Origin of the sequence: Metabacillus sp. Hm71, from assembly GCF_051842955.2 — a bacterium.
In the GTDB taxonomy this organism is placed as follows: domain Bacteria; phylum Bacillota; class Bacilli; order Bacillales; family Bacillaceae; genus Metabacillus.
Map to the genome: position 1 here is coordinate 1,718,333 of NZ_CM200278.1, position 22,669 is coordinate 1,741,001.

Here is a 22,669-nt window from a genome sequence, read left to right on the forward strand (position 1 = left end):
ATAATCATTCACTATTTTTTCTAACGGCGCTAGAGCGATGATGCCCGTTCGATCAATGTAACTGGCAGCCGTTGAATGCCAGCTATTTTGCCTTCATTGGAAATGAGCTGAAAAACCTTTTCTGCCGCCATTTGCCCCATTTCAAATAGCGGAACCTTTACAGTGCTAAGTGGAGGGGATGTCATTTTGGCGATTTCTGAGTCATCATATCCAATTAATGCGTAATCATGGCCAGCTGTATATCCGTGTTCACTTAATCCTTGCATAAGTCCAATTGCCATACGGTCATTTGCTGCAAAGATTGCTTTATAGTCTGGCAGCAATGGTGCAATTTCAGCAGCAGCTTGAAAACCGCTTTTTCTACTGTAGTTTCCTTTAAAAATAATTTTCTCATTGAATGCAACTTCAGCTTGACTGATCGCTTTTATATATCCTTGTAACCTTTCGGCACTATTAGAAAATTCCATAGGGCCATTTAAAAAGATGACATGTTCAAAGCCTTTCCTTAGCAATGAGGACACTGCTTGGAAGCTGCCGTCCACATGGTCAGCATCAATTGAGTGGAAGGAATGGCCAGAAAATGTTTGGTTTACAAGACAGTAGGGAAGATGTAAGTCATGAAGCTTTTCAAGCGCATCAACTTCACCAGGAATATTTTTAGAGCCAAGGATAATACATCCATCTACTCTTTGAGAACGAAACAGCTGTACATAGTCTTTTGGCTCATCAGGTGATTGAAATAAAAGCAGCAAGCCATAGCCTAATTCACCGAGCCTGGCACCAATCCCGCTTAGCAGTTCAGAAAAGTAATGGGTTGACATTAGGTTAACCTTTGGCAAATACGGAACAATCACACCGATATTGTTGCTTTTCCCCCTTGCAAAGCTTTGCGCGATTGCATTTGGGTGGTAGTTAAGCTCTTTGGCTGCTTGCAAGACTTTGCGTTTTGTTTCTTCTCGCAAAGGGCCGATATTATTAAAAACACGTGAAACAGTGGCTTCAGATACACCTGCCAGTTTCGCCACTTCTTTTCTGTTAGCTAAGACATTCACCTCCAAAAAAATGTACACGCGTACATTTTCTCTATTATTCTATGATTTGTCAATTGGTTTTTTGAAATTTTCAAAATCTTTTTTAGAATGATGAAAATGATGTTTATAAATGGCTAAAATAAATCCAATTCAGCATGAAAAGTATTACATGTCTAACCTGTTATAGGTTATGATAAAAAAAGTGAGTATTTGTTCTTAAAGATAAAGTGATGCAAAACTTAACGTTAATTGAAGTGCTGAAATACCAGACAGTTTAAACGAGAAAAAGATATAAAAGGGGAAGGATTTGAACCATTTGTTAAAAAAAGGGAAGAATAAGCGGTATATTGCAATATTCCTAAGTTTGCTTTTATTGTTGGTTTCCGTGCCTGTTGTATCAATGAAGCTTCCCGTCCGGACATCAGGAGAACATCCAACGGTTTTTATAGCAGGGGATTCAACAGTGCAAACATATTCTGAAAAATGGAAACCAAGAGCTGGCTGGGGGCAAATGCTGCCACATTTTTTTAGTCCTAAGATTTCCTTTAAAAACTATGCAATCAGGGGAAGAAGCTCAAAGTCATTTATCAATGAAGGCAGACTAGATAAAATATTAAGACATATAAAGCCAAATGATTATTTATTAATCCAATTTGGTCATAATGATGCCAAAAAACACCGCGATGATCTTTACACATCTGTGCATGAATATAAAAATTATTTAAAGCTATACGTCAATGGAGCTCGAGCCCGTGGCGCAATACCTATATTAGTTACGCCTGTAGGCAGAAGAGATTTTCACAAGGAAACAGGTAAATTTAAAAGCAGCTTTCCCGAATATGTCAAAGGAATGAAAGAGGTCGCAGCTGAGCTTGATACCTCGCTCGTGGATTTAAGCCTTCTAAGCATTGCCTACTATGACCGAATAGGACCAAAAGGTACACTTTCTGTCTTTTTACATATCGAACCAGGGGTGTACAAAGCTTATCCTAATGGGGCTAAAGATGATACACATTTCCAGGAATATGGGGCTAATCAAATTGCGTACTTGATGGCTCACGCAATAAAGGATCTGGATGTTCCATTATCAAATTATGTAACGATAAAATGAACGAATAAAAGTCTCCTATTATGGAGGCTTTTTATTCGTTCTTTTTACACTGGAAAAAGTACATTTAGAACAAAACACTAAGTTTGTATAGTCCTAAGGTCATAAAAATAGTGTTAGTTAAATAGATTTATTTTTTAGATCATATCTGTTTTTTAAACAACAATATCTGTTTTTTATATATCCAATAAATGGCCAAGCGGATAATATTTACCTGTAAGCGCTTTCTATTGGTGGGATGGAGGTGAAGCATCGAAATGGAAGGGTGCTTATATTATATATTGAAAGGATGGAAACTTATTGGCCACGAAACGAACAAACAAAGGAAATAAGATTTTTGCAATGCTTCTTAGTTTATTACTCCTATTGTCATCAGTTCCAGTTTTTCCCCATCAAGCGAATGCAGAAGAGTTTGAAGTAAAGAAATTTGATTTTGGTATTGAAACGGGCCCGGTTATGGAGGGCTATACAAAGGTTACTCCTGAAACAGGTTATACGGCCGAAAGCAAATATGGTTTTGCCGATCCCTCCAAGGTAACAGCTTTCGATCGGACTGGTTCTGATCCATTAAAATCAGATTATATCACAACTATAGAAACCTCCTTCAATGTTGATCTGCCTAAAGGAGATTATTCAGTTACCGTGATTTCTGGTGATGAACAAGAAGCGACTGAAATTGGCGTGAAGGCTGAAAGCATCCAGAAGATCCAAAATACCTCAATTCAATCAGGCCAATATATTGAACGTACGTTTGAAATCGCACTCATAGATGGACAACTTACCATCGAATTTACCGGTTCAGCACCAAAATTAAATGGACTAATTATTGAAAAGCTTCCAGAACGTACAGCGGGTGAGCACCCAACCGTATTTATGGCAGGTGACTCTACTGTTCAGACTTATGATGAATATTGGCGTCCAGAAGCGGGCTGGGGTCAAATGATTTCTCGTTTTTTCAGCTCTGAGCTTGCCTTTGATAATCATGCCATCGGCGGAAGAAGTACGAAGACTTTTTATAATGAGGGCAGACTTGATACAATTTTGCGAAATATAAAACCGAATGATTACCTGTTAATTCAGTTTGGGCATAATGATGCAACCATCAGTCGACCTGAACGCTATACTTCTGTTCCTGATTATAAAGAATATTTACGAACATATGTGAATGGTACTCGTCAACGTGGAGCAGAGGCCATTTTGGTTACACCTGTTGGCCGCAGAGATTTCAACGCAGATACAGGCAAATTTAATGTCAGCTTTCCTGAATATGTTCAAGGAATGAAGGAAGTTGCTGAAGAGCTTGATGTCCCATTGGTTGATCTAAGCTCTTTAAGTGTTGCTTATTATGATACGATCGGTCCAGAAGGAACACTTTCTGTTTTTCTTCATACAGAGCCGGGGATGTATCCAGCATTTCCGAATGGTTCACAGGATAATACTCATTTCCAAGAATATGGTGCTATTCAAATTGCCAGATTGTTATCTGGCGGTATTAAAGAACTAGAGATTCCATTATCATCCTATGTTATTGATATTAAACCACCTGCAGCTGTACCGAATAAGCCAACTGGTTTAGTGGCAAGTAATATCAGCAACGCAGGAGCTGTTTTGACTTGGAATGAGGTGGAAACAGCAGATATTTATAAAGTTTATCGCAAACCTTCAACTGAATCCACCTTTGATTTAATCGGAACAGCAACGGTTCCAAGATTAAGCATGACAGGAATGGAGGAAGGTAAATCCTATGATGTCGTTGTAACGGCGGTTAACGGCAAAGGTGAATCTGAGAAATCTGATGTTGTTACCATCCAAACAAAACAAGCTACAATAAAATTTGATTTTGGCTTAGCTGGTACGCCAGTGGCTGAAGGCTATACGGAAGTAAATCTTTCAACATTATATACTTCTGAAAGAGGCTTCGGAATTGTCGATGCAACAGGGATGATCGGCAGGGATCGCGGAACAGGCGGTGACCTTCTTCGTGACTGGCTTGGTTATTTCAATGTTGGCTGGAAATTTAATGCAGATGTACCAAACGGGCTTTATGCCGTAAAAGTGTATGTAGGAGATTTCTCAGGAAGTGCTAGAACAACTGTTCAAATCGAAGGACAGGATTATGGACAAATTTCAGCACCGAAAAATAATTATACAGAGAAGCTGATTCCTGAAGTATCTGTTAAGGATGGCCAAATGAATTTTCAGTTTGGCGGTTCAACAGGGATTGTCAATGGTGTGGATCTGACACCAATATTGCTCGCTCCTTCAGAACTTAAGGTGGAGGAAAAAAACCTTGATCCTTCAAAACCTTCTGTCACCCTTTCTTGGAAATCAGTTGAGGATGCGGAGAAATACAATGTTTATCGGAAAGTGGCTGGCACAGATGCAAATGAATTGGTTGGCCAATCGGAAACAAATTTCTTTAAAGATACAACTGTTAATGTTGGTCTAAAATATGAATACACAGTTACAACCATCGACAGGGCGAATGTGGAGACGGTTCCATCTATGCCGTTTGAGGTTTCCATGATTAACCCTTCCCAGCCAGTACCAGAAGCACCAAAGAATCTAGAAGTAGCAAAAGTGAAAAAACATGATCTTACTATTAAATGGGATAAGGTGGAAGATGCGATCACATACAATATTTATCGTTCAGAAAAAGCTGATGGAGAGTTCGTCTTAGTTGGCAAAACGGATAAGACAAGATATATCGATGAAACTGTGTTGACAACCATTCCTTATTATTATAAGGTTGCAGCTGTTAATGCAGGTGGAATTTCCGAGCTATCAGAAACTATTAAAACACCAGCTGTTACGGTGTTGAAACGGCAAATGGAGGATTTAGGCCGTTCACCGGTTGCGGTACAAACGGAGGAAGGTGTGTTTGTCAGCTGGAGGCTATTAGGAACAGACCCAGACACAGTAGGCTTCCATATTTATCGGGATGGCGAGAAAATAACCTCTTCACCAATTACAGACAGCACGAACTATATGGATAAATATGGAGAAATGGATTCAATCTATGAAATTCGAGCGGTTGAAGCTGGAAAAGAACTAAAACAACAAGAGACAACAAAGGTTCTCAGTAAAAATTATTTAGATGTGCCCCTGCAAAAGCCTGAGGATGGGATAACACCACTTGGTGATCCATATTCCTATCGTGCAAATGATGCAAGTGTTGGAGATCTTGATGGTGATGGAGAATATGAATTGGTGTTAAAATGGGATCCAACAAATTCAAAGGATAACTCTCAAGCAGGGTATACCGGGAATGTTTATATTGATGCCTATGAGCTTGATGGAACATTAAAATGGCGCATTGATTTAGGGAAAAACATTCGGGCTGGAGCTCACTATACCCAATTTTTAGTTTATGATTTTGATAGTGATGGAACAGCTGAAATTGCCATGAAGACAGCGGATGGAACGATTGATGGTCAAGGAAATGTCATCGGAAGAACAGATGCAGATCATCGCAATAGCTCGGGATATATCTTGCAAGGAGAGGAATTCTTAACGGTCTTTGATGGCAAGACAGGCAAGGCGCTTCAATCCACAAACTATGAACCGCCACGCGGTGATGTCGCTTCATGGGGAGATTCATACGGAAACCGTGTCGATCGGTTTTTAGCCGGGGTTGCTTATCTTGATGGAGAACGCCCAAGTATCGTGATGGCACGCGGTTATTATACAAGAACGGTGTTAACTGCCTATAATTGGAGAGACGGACAGCTGACAAAACAGTGGACGTTTGACTCTCAAGAGGAAGGAAACAGCGAATATGCCGGACAAGGATACCATTCTTTAAGCATTGCTGATGTTGATAAGGATGGGAAGGATGAAATCGTATACGGCCAAATGGTTGTGGATGATGACGGTACAGGATTATATACAACAGGCTTAGGTCATGGTGATGCTCTTCATGTAAGTGATTTCCTCCCAGAACGCCAAGGGCTTGAAGTATATGCTGTACAAGAAAATAAAAGTGCGGAATATGGCTATGATATGCGGGATGCTGCAACTGGTGAAATCATTTGGGGCCAAAAAACAGGCCAGGATACAGGCAGAGGCCTGATCGCAGATATTGATCCAAGACATGCTGGTGCAGAAGCATGGGCCATTTCAGGTGCGTGGAACAGCCAGGTTGGCGGTTTGCATACAGCAACAGGCGAAAAAATTTCTGATCGTATTCCTACCTCTAATTTTGCGATTTGGTGGGATGGTGATTTACTTCGCGAATTAGCTGATCACCAATACGATGAAGCAAAAGGCACAGGAGCAGGTAAGATCGACAAATGTGATTATGAAAATAACAAGCTAGTAAACTTGCTTACTGCAGAAGGAACCCTTTCTAACAACTCAACGAAAGGTACTCCGGCGCTGCAAGCAGACCTATTTGGCGATTGGCGTGAGGAAATCATTTGGCGTACAGAAGATAGCAGTGCATTACGCATCTTTACGACAACAGAGCAAACAGATCATCGCCTCTTTACGCTCATGCATGATCCGCAATACCGATTAGCGATTGCATGGCAAAATGTCGGGTACAACCAACCGCCGCATCCAAGCTTTTTTATCGGTGAGGGAATGGAGAAGCCCCCAGCACCTAGTATTGATGTAGTGGAAATCAAAAGACCTGATACAACAGCTCTTAAAAAATAAAAAAAGTAAGATTATTAGGTTTATGATGTTCAAACAGGGGGTAGTAAAAAAATGACAGTATCCCCCCTGATACTTTCCTATATGAAAAACGAATAAATTGAAGAGCCTCCATAGTGCTATGGAGGTTTTTTCTTGTTTTTATTTAAAGGTAATAAACATAAAATTTGAACTTAGTTTTGGTGTCTAGCACCTCCCTATCGCCTATCAAACTTCAGATCATCTCCCTGCGATAAGTCAACATCGGTTCGCTTTGCTTACCGTGTTTCCTTTATCTCAGTCGATGCTCCTCCAGTTTATACGGCGATGACCAAGGAGCTTGCGCTTTTGTTCAAGTTTAAGAAATTCTTCATTTTTCCCCTATCTTTATTTTAAGATCTCCTGTTTATACTAAGGTCATCAAAAGCAAATGAAACTCATGTTATAATTTGGAAAGGAGGTATGTGGAGATGAATGATTATGTTGTATTAGTAGTAGATGATGATAAAGAAATCCGTGATGCGATTGAAATATATTTGAAAAATGAAGGTATGACCGTGCTTAAAGCAAAGGATGGCATAGAAGCGATCGAATATATAAATGAACATGAAGTCCACTTAATTTTATTAGATATTATGATGCCTAGAATGGATGGTATTGCTGCAACATTTAAAATACGTGAGGATAAAAACATCCCAATCATTATTTTAAGTGCAAAAAGTGAAGATACCGACAAGATCTTAGGTTTGCAGGTCGGTGCTGATGATTATGTGACAAAGCCTTTTAATCCATTAGAACTGATTGCCAGAGTCAAATCACAGCTAAGAAGATATGTAAAATTAGGACCGTTTGAAGGGATAAAGAAAACAATTGATTTAAACGGACTTACCATTGACCAATCAGCAAAGGAAGTAGCGGTAAATGGCGAGCCGGTTAAATTAACACCGATTGAATATAAAATCGTGGAACTCTTGATGGTCAACGCGGGTCGAGTATTCTCTATCTCTGAAATTTACGAACGGGTGTGGAAGGAGCCTTGCTATAACGCAGAAAACACTGTTGCTGTACATATTCGTAAAATTCGTGAAAAAATTGAAATCGACCCTAAAAATCCGAGATATTTAAAGGTGGTATGGGGAATTGGATACAAAATGGAAAAGTAGAATTGCCATTGTCACATGGTTTATTTTACTTACTTTTGGAATAAGCGGTGTTTTGACCGCACTAGTAAATGATGAGAACGATTATATGAAGCAAAGTTATTTTAACACCTCCCAATTTGAAGACACGCTTGGGCAATTATTCATGTATATTAATGCATTTGAAATATCTTATGAAGAAAAAGCAGAGCTAAAAAAATCGATAACCGTTTCAGATGAAGAAATTGAAGAGTACCGTTTCAGATATGGTGACCTCACCGAACAAATTACTAGTATTGAACAACAGTATCAATCTAGAATTGATGAAGCACAAGCAAATGAAGATCAAAAAGTTGCTGATATTTATATCAAGGAAAGAGATAAAAAAATTGAAGATATCACGAAAAATTTTGAAAGTGACGAGTACATCAAGGAGAAAATTGTAAAAGAAAAAGAACAAAAAATAGATGAATATTATAAAGAGCTTGAAGGTTATCGACATGAATATGAAAAATATAAAGAAGCATTTGTCTATTATTTAAAAAATACCACAACAGGAGAGGTATACACGAACCTTCCTTCAAAAGAAAGCAAATCAGTTGAAACATATATAAATAATGACAAAATGATTTTCATCCAAAGCTACCCAACAAAAAATCAAAGCTATCTTAGCATGAGAGAGCAGCCCTTAATATCTGGATATGAAGAAGTGATGCTTAATAACTTAAACAATGACTCAAATGCTTTATATGAAGGTAAAATAGGGATTTCTAACGATACACCTAACTCAAATTTTATTATGGTCGATTATTATACTTATGATAACCAGCAAAAAGTATTTTGGGTTTATACAATCGCATCGGTTATTGCTTTGATCGTAAGTATCATTATTGGTAAGAAAACAAAGATATTTAAGAGAACTGCCCCGAAAATGTGGGAGGGAATATATAATAAAATCCCGATTGATGTTGCCATGCTTCTATTTGGTATTACGGCAATCATTACAATGGTTATAATTGTTGATCAGTCCTATCTAGGTTATAGTTATCAACTAATGGGGATATTAGAAATTATTTTTTATCAACTGATCCTCATGACGATCTTTTTCGCTTTAACGGTTATCCAAGGAATATATCTATACTCTCGATTTAAAGCATTACATCCTGATAAAGATGTTTGGAAGAGTACATTATTCTTTCAATTTTTTAAAATGATAAGTAACGCATTTTTGAATCGAAGAATCGGAACACAAGTATTTCTTCTCTTGGCAATCGTCTTTTCATTCGGAGCCGGGTCAATTCTTATCTTTGTTGAACCAGTATTTTTGCTCGGATATGTCCCTGCTTTTTTTCTAGTGGCAGTACCGATATTTATTCTTATTATAAAAAGAACCGGCTACTTTAACGAGATTAGCAACAATGCACACGCATTAGCAAATGGTGATTTTCAACCTGATTTAAAGGTAGTTGGAAGGTCCGTATTTGCCAGGCTAGCAGAAGATATCAATACAATGAAGCGTGGGGTAAAAACATCACAAAAGGCCCAAGCGAAAAGCGAAAGGCTCAAAACCGAGTTGATTACCAATGTCAGTCATGATTTGCGCACCCCTTTAACATCGATTATTACGTATTCTGAGCTTTTAAAAAATCAGAAGTTAACTGAGGACGAACGAAAAATGTATATTGAAATTATCGACCGCAAGTCTAAGCGCTTAAAAGTGTTAATCGATGATCTGTTTGAAGCCTCCAAAATGGCGAGCGGGAATATTGAACTTGTAAAGGAAAAAATTGATCTTGTCCAGCTGCTTCAGCAAGCATTAGCTGAATCGAATGAAGCGATACAAGCTTCCAGGGTTCAATTTCGCGTGGTAAATCCAGACAACCCTGTTTATGCCTTTGTTGATGGTCAAAAGCTATGGCGCGTATTCGACAATTTAATCGGTAATATTCTAAAATACTCGCTTGAACACACAAGAGCTTATATTACAATCAGTGCGGTAAATGGTGAAGCCATGATTACCTTTAAAAATATTTCAAAATATGAGCTTAATGATGATGTGAATGAATTATTTGAACGATTCAAACGCGGAGATAAATCACGTCATACAGAAGGGTCAGGATTAGGGTTGGCGATTGCAAAATCAATCATTGATTTGCATGAGGGCTCCCTAGACATCAATGTGGACGGTGATCTGTTTAAAGTTACAATTGTATTAGGGTTAATGCAGGAATAGAAAATAAGCTGTCTCGAAAAAGGACCGACCTTTTTGGGACAGCTTTTATTTTGCTTTAAGAAATTATATAAGCGCTTCGACACCCAGCTCCAGCGCCTAGCCCCGACAAGCATAAGCCACTCATGAATTGAAGGCAAAGAACGCCTTCTATTCATGAGCGTCTTATTTGCCTTAGGCTAATCAAGGAGCTTGCGCTTTTCTTATTTACATGAAATTAACGTTTTGGAACATATCGTCTTTACATTATGAGCTTAGTATTTGTATAAGTAACCATTTTTAATTATTGGAGGAAAAATGAAAGAAAACATTATTTTTATTCATGGGTTAACTGGCACAAAAAATGCGTTTAATAAACAAAAGAAGCACTTCGATCACTCTTTTAATACGTATTCTTATGATTTACTTGGCCATGGAGAGGATCGAGGGAAGGTTGTTGATTTTACATTGGATAACTTAGTCGCACAATTAGAGAACCTTTTTGAGCGTGAAGGACTTAATGAAGCACATCTATGTTCACTTAGCTATGGGTGTTATCCAAGTATACTATTTGCAAATAAGTGGAAAAGGAAAGTGAATAGTCTATGCTTTATCGGCGGTCATTATAATTCGCCATCCCCTCTATTTGATGTGTTTAAACATTATTGGGAGATTCGCAATGAAGACTACCCATCATGGTTAAGAAAATATTCGCACGATATTTATCCAAAAGAAAGTGTAATCGATCCTTATTCGATTATTTCCCGTAAAATTTATTATAGATATGGTCTTGAACTTGATGAAAATATCTTAAAAATTGCGATTTATCATCGTTTAACCTATGATTTGCGCAGTGACATTTCAAAAATTAGCGTCCCAGTTCTTTGGGTGATGGGAGATCATGATTCTTTATACAAATCAACATTAACTGATTTAGAAACCTTACTCCCGCACGTTATTTATAAAGAAATTAAACATGCCGGCCATGCTGCGAATATGTTTAGAGCCAGCTGCTTTAACGAAATGTATGAGGAATTTCTACATTCAAATTCAGCAGCAAGACGTAACTCGGAAACGAAAAAGGAAATCAAATAGTGAAATTTCTATGTTTGCTTTCTGTTTAAAATGGGTATTTTTAGAATTAGTTATGAAGGTTTATCTATTTTATAGATTAAACTTGGAAGATTAATCTTAAATAGATATCAATTTTAGTAATTTAAGATGAAATTCTTCTCGAATAATGATATGATAGAATTATCTTACTATTTAATAGAATAGCAAATTTAGGGGAAGGTGACACTATGACAACTAGAATAGAGACAAATGATAGCAGCATCCCTTTACGTCGTGATGTAAAATCTCTAGGTCATATTCTTGGGGAAATTCTTATTCATCATGGGGGAACGGAGCTTCTTGAAAAAGTAGAAAAATTAAGAATGATGGCAAAGTCTCTTCGAACTAGCTTTGATGAGGAAACATATAAAGAACTAAAAGAAGAAATCGTGAACTTGGACACGCCGATGCGAAAACAAGTCATTCGCGCCTTTTCGATTTACTTCCATCTTATCAATGCCGCAGAGTCCAATCACCGCATTCGCCGCCGTCGTGAATATCAGCTTCAAGATAACCAAGTAGTACAACCAGCATCAATTGAAAGTGCCCTTTTATCATTAAAAGAAAATGAAATTGATGTAGATACCATTCAAAATGTATTAAATACGTTATCTCTGGAATTAATTATTACAGCTCATCCGACAGAAGCAACGAAGCGTTCAGTGATTGAGATTCAAAAGCGTATTGCCACTATTTTAAAAAGCTTAGATAATAAAATGCTTACGAAAAAAGAGCGTAAAAAGCTAGAGGAAAGCTTATTAAATGAAGTAACCATTCTTTGGCAAACAGATGAATTACGTCATCGTAAGCCTACCGTAATGGATGAAGTGCGCAATGGTCTTTATTATTTTGATCAAACATTTTTTGATGTTCTTCCAGAAATTCATCAGGATCTTGAAGAAGGTCTTAGCGAACAATTTCCAGGTTATAAGTGGGAAGTACCTAATTTCCTTCGCTTCGGTTCCTGGATTGGCGGAGACCGAGACGGCAACCCTAATGTTACACCAGAGGTTACATGGGAAACATTAGAAAAACAACGTGAACTAGCACTGAAAAAATATAAGGAAGCATTAATTGAAGTCATGAAACGCTTTAGTCATTCCACAACACGTACTGAGGTAAGCGAAGAGCTAATTGCGAATGTTGAAAAGGATGAAGCAGCTTATATGGGCAGCGATAAACAATGGCCGGTAGAAAATGAGGTTTATCGTCGGAAAATTGCCGTTATTTTGACACGTCTAAAAGAAGTGGGGAAATCTGACATTGGTTACCAATCTTCTGAGGAATTATTGGAAGATCTTTATATGATTCAGCGAAGCATGAGCAAGCATCAACCGGCAAATCGTCAGTTGAAAATGCTCAAAAAATTAATTCGTCAAGTTCAGTTATTTGGATTCCACTTAGCTACTCTTGATATTCGTAACCATAGCGGAGAACATGAGGCAGCCATAACTGAAATTTTGGCTAAAGTGAAAGTAGCTGAAAATTATGCTGCCCTCTCTGAAGAAGAAAAAATTAAAACATTGGAGACGGTTCTCAAAGATCCGCGTCCTGTTCTTTTGTTAAATGAAGATTATTCAAAAGAAACACAAGAAATGATTAAGGTCTTTACGATGATTAAGAAGGCCCATGATACATTCGGCAAAAAATCAATTCTTGTTTACCTAGTAAGTATGACACAATCTGCAAGTGATTTGCTTGAAGTATTGGTGCTTGCTAAGGAAGCGGGCATTTACCGACTTCATGCAGATGGTACTGTTGAAAGCCATTTAAATGTTGCGCCGCTTCTTGAAACAATTGATGACTTAACTGCAGGTCCAAAAATTATGGAAAAATTGTTTAATATGGATGTTTATCGCAATCATCTAACCATTCATGGCGATTCACAAGAAATCATGCTTGGTTATTCTGACGGAAGTAAAGATGGCGGTACGTTAACGGCAAACTGGAAGCTATATAAAGCACAGCTTGAAATCCATGATATGGCAAAACGCTATGGAATTGGATTGAAATTCTTCCATGGCCGCGGCGGTTCATTAGGTCGCGGAGGCGGTCCATTAAACAGAAGCATTTTATCCCAGCCAGCGGAAACACTGGGCGAAGGGGTGAAAATTACGGAACAGGGTGAAGTGTTATCTTCTCGCTACCTGCTAGAGGATATTGCTTACCGCAGCTTAGAACAGGCAACTTCAACATTGCTTGAAGCTTCTGTTAACCTTGCGAAGGGGTCAGAGCAGCAGCATTTACGTGAAACGGTTTGGGAAAAAGCAATGGAAGAAATCTCAGCGGTTTCGCTTAAAAAGTATCAATCGCTTGTGTTTGAGGATCCTGATTTCTTAACGTATTTTACAGAAGCAACACCATTGAATGAGCTTGCAGAATTAAATATTGGCTCTCGTCCTATGAAGCGTAAAAACCGCAATCGCTTTGAAGACTTACGTGCGATTCCTTGGGTTTTCGCATGGACACAAAGCCGTCAGCTTTTACCTGGATGGTACGCAGCAGGTTCCGGATTGGAAAGCTTTGCTTCAAAGGACGAGGAAAACTTAAAGCTATTACAGCGCATGTATGAAGAATGGCCGTTCTTCCGTTCAACCATTGATAATCTGCAAATGGCACTAATGAAGGCTGACATTACAACAGCTAAGGAATACACTGATCTTGTAAAAGACAAGCAAATTGCAGACCGTATTTTCGGCAACATTGTTGAAGAATATGAAGTAACAAAAGCTATTCTTCTCAAAATTACAGGTGATGAGGAACTACTAGACCATACACCAAATATTAAAGAATCGGTTCACCGCAGAAATCCATATGTGGACCCATTAAACTTCCTTCAGGTTGAATTGATCAAGGAACTTCGTGAACAAGAAGAGCCAAATGAAGAGCTATTAACAGAAGTGTTATTAACAATTAGCGGTATTGCGGCTGGTTTACGTAATACAGGTTGATAAAAAGGGTTAGACCTCACAGACACTAATATATAGGATTTCTAGCTATATAGATCCGATATATTGTGTTAGAGGGGTCTGACCCTTTATCATTTTACCTACACTATTTCTTTAGAAGTCTTTCAACCTTTGAAATTGTTTCAATGTTCAATTTCTTCAAGAAAAAAGCAGGACTTTCTGTTTTAAACTTGAATAAGTGTGTAACGACCTTGTGATTTGTGGTCTGAAGCTGATAATAGGAGTTGGAGAAAGTTGAAACAAATGGTCATCATTTATCGAAAAGTACCTGAGGATGTTTTAGCCTTATTAAAGGAAAAATTCGATATCAAGTATTTTAATAACTTAGAAAATGATCAGGATCCTGAATTTCTAAAAGAATTACCTAAGGCACATGGGCTGCTAGGTGCTAGCTTGAAAGTAAATATGGAGTTACTCGATCAAGCGCCGAATTTAAAAATCGTTTCAAATATATCAGTAGGCTATGATAATCTGGATATAGAAGAATTGAAAAAAAGAGGCATCCAAGCAACCAATACCCCAGGTGTATTGGTTGATACAACTGCAGATACTATTTTTGGCCTATTGCTTGCAACAGCTAGAAGGATGCCTGAGCTTGATTTATATGTGAAAACAGGTAAGTGGAGCGGAACGAAGGATGAGGATTTATTCGGTGTAGATGTCCATCATAAAGTACTTGGTATAATTGGGCTAGGGGATATCGGAAAAGCCATTGCCAAACGAGGACATTTTGGCTTTGATATGGAGATTCTATATCACAATCGCTCAAGAAATGCACAGGTGGAAAATGAGTTTAACGCTACATATTGTGAGCTTGACGAATTGCTGAGCAAATCAGATTATGTGTGTTTAATGACACCGCATACACCTGAAACCGATAAGATGATCGGAGAGAGCGAATTCCGCTTAATGAAAGACACCGCTATTTTTATTAATGGGTCTAGAGGTAAAAACGTGGATGAAGCAGCATTAATAAATGCCTTGCAAACCGGACAGATTTTAGCTGCAGGTTTGGATGTTTATGAAACAGAACCTGTAAACGAAGGAAACCCATTATTAAAACTTTCCAATGTAGTAACATTGCCGCATATCGGATCAGCCACAAAAGAAACAAGGGAGAAAATGGCAAGGCTGGCAGCTGAAAACTTGGTAACCGGGCTTGAGGGCGGCACTCCGCCGAACTTGATCTTTTAATAAAATGTGGGACAGGATAAAGATTCTGTCCCATATTTTAATGAATCATGATTGATTATAGATCCGAAATTTTTCCTAGACTAAGAACAAAGCCTGAAAAAAGGGGAATGTTTTAGTTGGAAAGTCTACTAACAAATCAAATCATCGCTTATTTAATCGCTGCATATATCTTGTCCCATGTCCCAATTATTGGACGCTATCTTACCATGATCAATACATTGATTCATGAAAATGGTCATGCTCTAGCCGCTCTACTTCTTAATGGAAAAGTGTATTCAATTAAATTATTTATAAATACATCAGGAGAAGCAATTACAGGTCAACGCGGCTGGTTTTCAAGTGTTGTGATTTCTTATGCTGGATATACCTTTTCTTCCCTAGCTGCTTATGGTTGTTTTATGCTGCTGAACATGGGAAATAGTCTATTCATTTTATATGCGTTTTTAGCAATTGCAATCATCAATTTATTGCTGTGGATTAGAAATCTATATGGAGTAATTTGGCTTATGTCTTTTATTGCCTTATGTGGATGGGCAGTTTATAGCGGTAGCAGCGGCTTTCAAACGTTCCTATCCTTTTTTCTGTCATCAGTCCTTTTAACAGAGTCTGTTTCATCTGCCATACAGATTTTTATGTTAAGCATACTAAAAAGTAAGTCAGCAGGAGATGCCACAAGTTTGGCTCATTATACGAAAATTCCCGCCTTCCTTTGGGGATTTGTCTTTTTCTTTCAATCACTTTATGTTGCTATTCTAGCCATTCGTGACCATGTTTGACCAATCTGCGAATCTTTTGTTCGCCTCTACTGGAGGGCATAAATGAAAATAAAATATATGATTGATGATCAGATACTTATCCAGCACCTTCATGAAGAATATGGTATTCATGTTGTGAGTGTAGAATTTATCCCGATAGGTGATTCAGCATACTCATACAGAGTGAATGGCCGCAACGGGGTTCCTTATTATTTGAAATTGTTTGACCATAAAAATGATAAACAGAGAAAAGCAGTTGAAAGGCTTCAGATCTATTTGCCATTAACTTGGACATTGTATCATAGCGGCTTTCTGAAAAATATTACATACCCTATTAAAAAACTAAATGGTGAGATTAAAACAACATTCAATGACTTAACATTCGTTTTGTTTCCGTTTATTGAAGGAGAAACATTAGCAGAGGCATACCCTTTCTCAAAAGAAATGTTGAATGAAATTGCAAAAGAAATGGCGGCGATCCATCAGGTTCCAAAAGATATCGCCAACAGCTCCATAGAAAGGGAAACGTTTGATATCTCATTTGAAGCGGACCTATTAAAATGTATGTCAGTGCTTGAGGGACCTGCTACAAAAGAAAGTCAAATATTAAACAGTTTAAGAGATCAGATATTAGTAAAAAAAGAACATATCATATACATACTAAATCTTGTTCGAAAACTGCGTATTCTTGCTCTAAATGAGAACAAAGACAAGGTTTTATGTCACGGTGATCTGTGGGGAGGAAATTTAATTCTTCAAAAAAACAAGCTGTTTATCATTGATTGGGAAACAGCGATCATAGCACCACCTGAATATGATTTGTTTGGTTATATAGGTGAGGAATTTGAAGCATTTCTCACCTCCTATCAGATGCAGATAAACCATACTGTATCTTTAAATCTAGATTTATTAAGATTTTACTCCTATCGCCATCACCTAAGGAATTTAGCAAATTGGTTAATGAATATTCTTTTTCGAAACACTGACGAAGCTCAAAATGAAAATGATCTAGACATGATCATCCATCATTGCATGAACCGTTGGAATAGTATTGAACCAAATATAATATATGCAGAAAAAGTTATAAAAAAGTTTGTTTAGAAGGAAGAACTTGAAGCTAGTAAATGAGTTCTATAGTTGCGAATTAATGATAAAGGTGCCAACCAACATCATTGGTTGGCGTTTTTACTATCCTTATATAATAATTTCTAGAATAAGATTCTATAATGATGTTTGGACAATGGCGTAAAGCCCAGCTTTTTATAGAGCTCTAATGCGGATTGATTTGTCTGGATAACCTGTAAATACATATGATGTCCACCATTTTCAGATGCCCAATTTGTCAGAACATTCATGATATGGGTGGCGATCCCTTTTCTGCGATGCTGCCTGTTGACGACAATATTGCAAATGCATGCCCAGCCATGTTCTAAGATAACTGTCCCAAGACCAATTGTTTCCTTATGTTCTGAAATACGCAAAAAAGTTTTTAAAGGTTTTATGGAAGAAAAAATATGAGCATATGCTTCGTGTCTCTTTGAAGGAAAGCCTTCTAATTGAATAAATTCTTCAATCCATTTATAATCTGGCTCTGATAAACATTCGATGGTCCATGAAGGTTTCTTCACTGTATGGGTTAATAGATCCTCGCAAGATGCAGTCATTGTAAAACATTCATCTACTTTTGCGTATCCTTTAGACTTTAATATAACATCCAGCTCTTTTGGAGAAACTTCGCTTATGTAAAAACATGGAGTGATTGATTTCTCTTGATAAAACCTTTCAATCTTTTCTAGCCACAGCGGGTCTTGTGGCATCGGTCCAAGGGCATGGACGCTATTTGCTCTTTTCGTCACACCAAATGCACTTCTCATTTTCCAATTTTCAAAGGTTTCTTGGGTATAACAAGGCCAAGCTTTTGCTGCTAATTGCTCAATAAAATTGATTAGGCTTTCATCTGTTTCTGTTTTCATCTATGACCTCCAGTGAATGTTTTTTAATGTGAATTAAACTCTTTTTTTTCGGGTTAATGTTATATTTATAAAGTAATGTAGAAAGAAATTTTTTGGGAATAATTTTTAATTTTTTCCCATTAGAAATGTCATTTATTCGCTTTATGAAAAGGAGTGGGCTGCTTATCTATCAGCAGCCCATATAATCCATTATTCATTTAGATGTGCATATTGAGCCTTTAATTCTGCCTCTATTTCCTGCAATCTTTCTTCCAATTTTGTAATGGAATGTCCAGTCGATTCAAGCTTTTCAATATCACCTTGAATACGAATATACTCCATTTTTAATTCTGAAATTTTTTGATTGATTTTCTCTTTTTCCATTTAACGACCCTCTCCCCAAAACGTAATTTGAACAAGTGTATACAAAAATTCAAATCAGAATATATGTTCGTTCAAGATTCATCATTATTATTTCAATTTGCTAGATGAATTGTTCACGTCTTTCATGAATGAAATCAATTTTCTTAAACACATTATCTCAATTAAGCCTTCCACTTACAAGAAATTCAACTATTTTCGGGTTAGTTGATGATTCTTGGATTTGTTAAAAATAGGAAGTCGGAATAAATCGATTTAGAAAATTTTAAAAAATAGGTAGAGAAATTTTTTATGCAAAGCTATACTAGTCATATTAGAAAATTGGAAGAACTAGTAGTATTATTTACTAGTTTTTATTTCTACAGGGCACAACAAAAAGGGAGGATGTAAGATGGATGTTGTAACACTAGGTGAATCCATGGTGGTGTTTACGCCAAATAGTGATGGATTCATGCGAAATGCTACTCAATTTACAAAAAAGATTGGCGGAGCAGAATCAAATGTAGCAATCGGACTTGCAAGATTAGGTCATGATGTTGGCTGGATTAGCAAGCTGGGCAATGATGAATTTGGAAAAGCTATTCTAGCTGCCTTAAAAAGTGAAAATGTTGATGTAAGCAAAGTAACATTTGATCAAGAAGCACCTACCGGCATTTATTTTAAAGAGCCAAGAAGACAAAATAATATGAGAGTCTATTATTACCGAAAAGGCTCAGCAGCTAGTAAGCTGGCACCAAGTGATCTTGATAATGAATATCTTTCCAAAGCGAAATATGTTCATATCACAGGGATCACGCCAGCGTTAAGTCAAAGTTGTAGAGAAACGATTTTTGAAGCTATTAGACTTGCCAAAAGTAATGGAAGTATTATTGTGTTTGATCCAAATCTTCGTACAAAGCTTTGGGATGCGGAAACAGCGAGAAAAACATTGCTTGAAATTGCTGCTGAAGCTGATATTATTTTACCTGGTGTATCTGAGGGAGAATTTTTATTTGGTGAAAATGACCCTCTTAAACTAGGAGAATTATTTTTGAATCATGGCGCATCAGTCGTTGTCATGAAAATGGGTGCTGAAGGTGCTTATTATTTTACAGAGAAAGAGAGCGCTTTAATTCCTGGGTTCCCGGTTAAACAGGTCGTTGATCCAGTTGGAGCAGGGGACGGGTTTGCTGCAGGGTTTCTATCAGGACTATTAGATGGCTTGGGACTAAGCAAGGCTGTAGAGCGTGCCAATGCTGTCGGAGCCCTTGTAACAATGGTAAATGGCGATGTAGACGGATTGCCAGAACGAGATGAAGTTGAGCAATTGCTATCAAAAAATGGAGAAGATGTAGTGCGATAAGGAGGAAATCAACCATGAGTCATCTAGAAATTATTAAAGAAACCGGAGTTGCAGCGGTCATTCGCGGGGCAACAAAGGATAATATAGTTGCCATCGCAAGTGCGTTAAAAGAAGGCGGAGTAAAAGTACTGGAAATTACGGTTGAAACGCCTGGTGCATGCGGTGCGATTGAAAAAGCTTCACAGGAATTTGATGATGTACTAGTCGGTGCCGGTACAGTTCTAGATCCTGAAACAGCAAGAACAGCAATCATGTCAGGAGCAAAATTTGTCTTTTCACCAACTACAAATGTAAAAACAATTGAAATGGCTAAACGATATGGTGTTGTCAGCATCCCTGGCGCCTTAACACCAACTGAAATTTTAACGGCTTTTGAAAGCGGTGCAGATTTAATTAAGGTTTTCCCTGCAAACGTATTCGGACCAAGCTATATTAAAGATATCCATGGCCCAATGCCCCAAATTCCGATTATTACAACAGGAGGCATTTCCGTTGATAATGTAGGAGATTATATTAGAGCAGGTGCTGTTGGGGTCGGTGTCGGCAGCTCATTGGTTAACACGAAAAAGGCTTTAACAGATGAATATTTAACTGAAATCACCGCAACAGCTGCGAGATTTATTCAAGCTGTTAAAGAAGCGCGGGGATAATCGATGAAGGCAATCTATCATGGTGATAGGTTGCTTTTTTTTATACCAGAATTTATATATTTTCTTAACATAGCTTGCGTTTCTGAATCTAGCTCCAGGCGCCATCGGCTCTAGGGTCTAGTCAAACAGGAATTGAAGGTAAAGAACACCTTCTATTCCTGTTCGCCTTATGCTTGTCGCCGAATGCTTAGCGCCTTGCTATTTTTTATTATTTAGCAATATTTCGATATGGTAATAGAGGATTCACTCGAATTTTACTGAATGATAGAAAGGTTTTAAGAATACTAATTTAAAGTTGCTAGAATAACTCGTAAAGTTATAAGATTCTTCTTCAAATGTGCATCCTCGTATTATACAGACTTAGCTAGTTAATAGTCTGAAACCATATAAAATTCCCCCCTTGCTTCAACCTTAAGCATTATCGTTTTCTTATTTTTTGTTAGAGAAAGCATCAATTTCATATAAAATAACGTTTGTTTTTGTTCGAAATTGTTCTATAATAAAAACTAAATAGTTTTTTAACGGGGGATTACCAATGCTTTCAGTGGAACGGCATGAACGAATAATTGAACAATTAGATAAAAGCAAAATTGTGAAGGTTTCTGAACTTAGCAAGTTATTGGAAGTGACAGAAAAAACGGTTAGAGGTGACCTTGAGCTCTTAGAACAAAGAGGTCTTCTAAAGCGAATTCATGGTGGAGCAGTTATTGTTGAAGAAGAAGGAAGAATGCTCCCGATTGCTGAGCGGCAATCACGCCACAGTGAGGTAAAGCTTGCAATTGCGAAAGAGGCGGTTAAGCTAATCAAACCAAATGAGACGATTCTCATGGATGGCGGTAGCACAACGCTGGCAATTGCTGAATTGCTTGGGGAATTCCCAATAACTGTGATAACAAATGATTTAAAAATAGCTAATATTTTATTGGATAAAAACAATGTTCAACTGATTGTCTTGGGCGGGACGAGAATTAATTACTCCTCCTCTTTAATTGGTGCTCAGGCAACGGAAATGCTGGATAGAATCAGGGTAAACAGATTGTTTTTCGGAACAACGGGTGTTTCTCTTGAACATGGCTTGACTGTCATAAACAGCATCCATGCTGATTGGAAAAGGCAAATCATAAAATGTGCAGACCATGTAACATTGGTTGCTGATTCAACAAAATTTGAAAAGGTAGCACTAATTCAATTTGCTTCTTTGGAAGAAGTGAATGAAATTGTAACAGATTCAAGATTGGATCATAGCGTCAAGGAAATGCTGGAAACTCAAAATATTACTTTACAGATTGCTGAAATGTAATAAAAAAACCAAAATTAGATGACAAACGAACAATTAACCGTTGTCATCTTTTTTATTTGTGTTATAATCAAACCATAACGAACTAAATTGAACAATTACGTACTTATATAGAGGAGGCTAGGAAATGGAATCTCTTTTTTCATTACAAGGCAAAGTGGCCTTAATAACTGGTGCCAGCCGCGGATTGGGCCAAGGAATGGCGGTCGGACTTGCTGAAGCAGGGGCAGCTGTTATTGGTGCCGGGATGAGTGATATGTCGGCAACTCGTAAAAAAATTGAAGAAATTGGCGGCACATTCTACGAAGTTAAAATTGATCTTTCACAAGATCAGGCCGCAGAAAAATTAGTCTCTGAAGCTTTATCTTTAACTAACAAGATTGATATTTTAGTAAACAACGCAGGAATTATCCGCCGTTCAGAAGCAGAAAATTTCACAGATGATGATTGGTTCGAAGTGATTAAGGTTAATCAGCATGCTGTTTTCCAATTATGCAGAGAGGTTGGAAGGCATATGCTTGAAAATCGTTCAGGCAGAATCATCAATGTTGCTTCCATGCTTTCCTTCCAAGGTGGTTTACGAGTGCCAGCTTACACAGCAAGTAAACATGCTGTTGCCGGCTTAACGAAGTCACTTGCAAATGAATGGGCAAGCAGAGGTGTCAATGTAAATGCGATTGCACCAGGGTATATGGAAACAGATAATACAGCACAGCTTCGCGCGAATACTGAACGAAATGAATACATTACATCAAGAATTCCGCAGGGACGCTGGGGTACTCCAGATGATTTAAAAGGTGCAGTAGTCTTCTTAGCTTCTGAGGCTTCAAGCTATGTGAATGGTCATATTTTATGTGTTGATGGCGGATGGATGAGCTCATAACTAAATCGCAA

The 22,669-nt window shown here is 37.7% G+C and carries 16 protein-coding genes; 13 read left to right on the plus strand and 3 right to left on the minus strand.

Annotation, left to right across the window (positions count from 1 at the left end):
• Window positions 1–29: 29 nt before the first annotated feature.
• On the minus strand, window positions 30–1,052 hold the full coding sequence (locus tag ACSVDH_RS08215; protein WP_299093011.1) for a LacI family DNA-binding transcriptional regulator: 1,023 nt from the start codon (window positions 1,050–1,052) through the stop codon (window positions 30–32).
• A 286-nt stretch (window positions 1,053–1,338) separates the two neighbouring features.
• Between ACSVDH_RS08215 and ACSVDH_RS08220 the strand changes: the two genes are divergently transcribed.
• The 9 genes from ACSVDH_RS08220 (at window position 1,339) to ACSVDH_RS08260 (ending at window position 17,254) form a co-directional block, all read left to right on the plus strand.
• Window positions 1,339–2,142 (plus strand): rhamnogalacturonan acetylesterase, encoded by an 804-nt coding sequence (locus tag ACSVDH_RS08220; protein WP_439252258.1) that lies wholly within the window; start codon window positions 1,339–1,341, stop codon window positions 2,140–2,142.
• Between the two features lie 339 nt (window positions 2,143–2,481).
• Complete coding sequence (locus tag ACSVDH_RS08225) at window positions 2,482–6,798, plus strand: rhamnogalacturonan lyase family protein (RefSeq protein ID WP_439252352.1); 4,317 nt, start codon at window positions 2,482–2,484, stop codon at window positions 6,796–6,798.
• A 446-nt stretch (window positions 6,799–7,244) separates the two neighbouring features.
• Window positions 7,245–7,937: a response regulator transcription factor gene (locus ACSVDH_RS08230; protein ID WP_299092980.1), complete on the plus strand. Its 693-nt coding sequence runs from the start codon at window positions 7,245–7,247 to the stop codon at window positions 7,935–7,937.
• Complete coding sequence (locus ACSVDH_RS08235; protein WP_439252259.1) at window positions 7,915–10,146, plus strand: HAMP domain-containing sensor histidine kinase; 2,232 nt, start codon at window positions 7,915–7,917, stop codon at window positions 10,144–10,146. The genes ACSVDH_RS08230 and ACSVDH_RS08235 overlap by 23 nt, the downstream gene beginning before the upstream one ends.
• Window positions 10,147–10,440: 294 nt before the next feature.
• Complete coding sequence (locus ACSVDH_RS08240) at window positions 10,441–11,217, plus strand: alpha/beta fold hydrolase (protein WP_439252260.1); 777 nt, start codon at window positions 10,441–10,443, stop codon at window positions 11,215–11,217.
• 206 nt (window positions 11,218–11,423) lie between these two features.
• Window positions 11,424–14,186 carry a phosphoenolpyruvate carboxylase gene (ppc, locus tag ACSVDH_RS08245; protein ID WP_439252261.1) on the plus strand — a complete coding sequence of 921 codons (2,763 nt, stop codon included), beginning with the start codon at window positions 11,424–11,426 and terminating at the stop codon, window positions 14,184–14,186.
• 252 nt (window positions 14,187–14,438) lie between these two features.
• A complete protein-coding gene (locus ACSVDH_RS08250) occupies window positions 14,439–15,398 on the plus strand; it encodes a 2-hydroxyacid dehydrogenase (protein ID WP_439252262.1) in 960 nt (319 codons plus the stop codon).
• A 116-nt stretch (window positions 15,399–15,514) separates the two neighbouring features.
• A complete protein-coding gene (locus ACSVDH_RS08255; RefSeq protein ID WP_439252263.1) occupies window positions 15,515–16,174 on the plus strand; it encodes a M50 family metallopeptidase in 660 nt (219 codons plus the stop codon).
• Between the two features lie 42 nt (window positions 16,175–16,216).
• Complete coding sequence (locus ACSVDH_RS08260) at window positions 16,217–17,254, plus strand: aminoglycoside phosphotransferase family protein (RefSeq protein ID WP_439252264.1); 1,038 nt, start codon at window positions 16,217–16,219, stop codon at window positions 17,252–17,254.
• A gap of 107 nt (window positions 17,255–17,361) precedes the next feature.
• On the opposite strand, the gene ACSVDH_RS08265 is transcribed toward ACSVDH_RS08260, so the two are convergent.
• Both ACSVDH_RS08265 and ACSVDH_RS08270 read right to left on the minus strand, forming a co-directional pair.
• A complete protein-coding gene (locus ACSVDH_RS08265) occupies window positions 17,362–18,126 on the minus strand; it encodes a GNAT family N-acetyltransferase (RefSeq protein ID WP_439252265.1) in 765 nt (254 codons plus the stop codon).
• 189 nt (window positions 18,127–18,315) lie between these two features.
• Window positions 18,316–18,489, minus strand: a complete 174-nt coding sequence (locus ACSVDH_RS08270; protein ID WP_439252266.1) for an SE1832 family protein — start codon at window positions 18,487–18,489, stop codon at window positions 18,316–18,318.
• A gap of 388 nt (window positions 18,490–18,877) precedes the next feature.
• On the opposite strand from ACSVDH_RS08270, the gene ACSVDH_RS08275 reads away from it, so the two are divergent.
• The 4 genes from ACSVDH_RS08275 (at window position 18,878) to kduD (ending at window position 22,658) form a co-directional block, all read left to right on the plus strand.
• Window positions 18,878–19,828, plus strand: coding sequence for a sugar kinase (locus tag ACSVDH_RS08275; RefSeq protein ID WP_439252267.1), 951 nt, complete (start codon window positions 18,878–18,880; stop codon window positions 19,826–19,828).
• A 14-nt stretch (window positions 19,829–19,842) separates the two neighbouring features.
• Window positions 19,843–20,478: a bifunctional 4-hydroxy-2-oxoglutarate aldolase/2-dehydro-3-deoxy-phosphogluconate aldolase gene (locus ACSVDH_RS08280; RefSeq protein WP_299089593.1), complete on the plus strand. Its 636-nt coding sequence runs from the start codon at window positions 19,843–19,845 to the stop codon at window positions 20,476–20,478.
• A gap of 535 nt (window positions 20,479–21,013) precedes the next feature.
• Window positions 21,014–21,778, plus strand: a complete 765-nt coding sequence (locus ACSVDH_RS08285; RefSeq protein WP_439252268.1) for a DeoR/GlpR family DNA-binding transcription regulator — start codon at window positions 21,014–21,016, stop codon at window positions 21,776–21,778.
• 124 nt (window positions 21,779–21,902) lie between these two features.
• The gene (kduD, locus tag ACSVDH_RS08290) at window positions 21,903–22,658 is read left to right on the plus strand and encodes a 2-dehydro-3-deoxy-D-gluconate 5-dehydrogenase KduD (RefSeq protein ID WP_439252269.1); all 756 of its coding nucleotides are present in this window, start codon (window positions 21,903–21,905) and stop codon (window positions 22,656–22,658) included.
• Window positions 22,659–22,669: the final 11 nt, after the last annotated feature.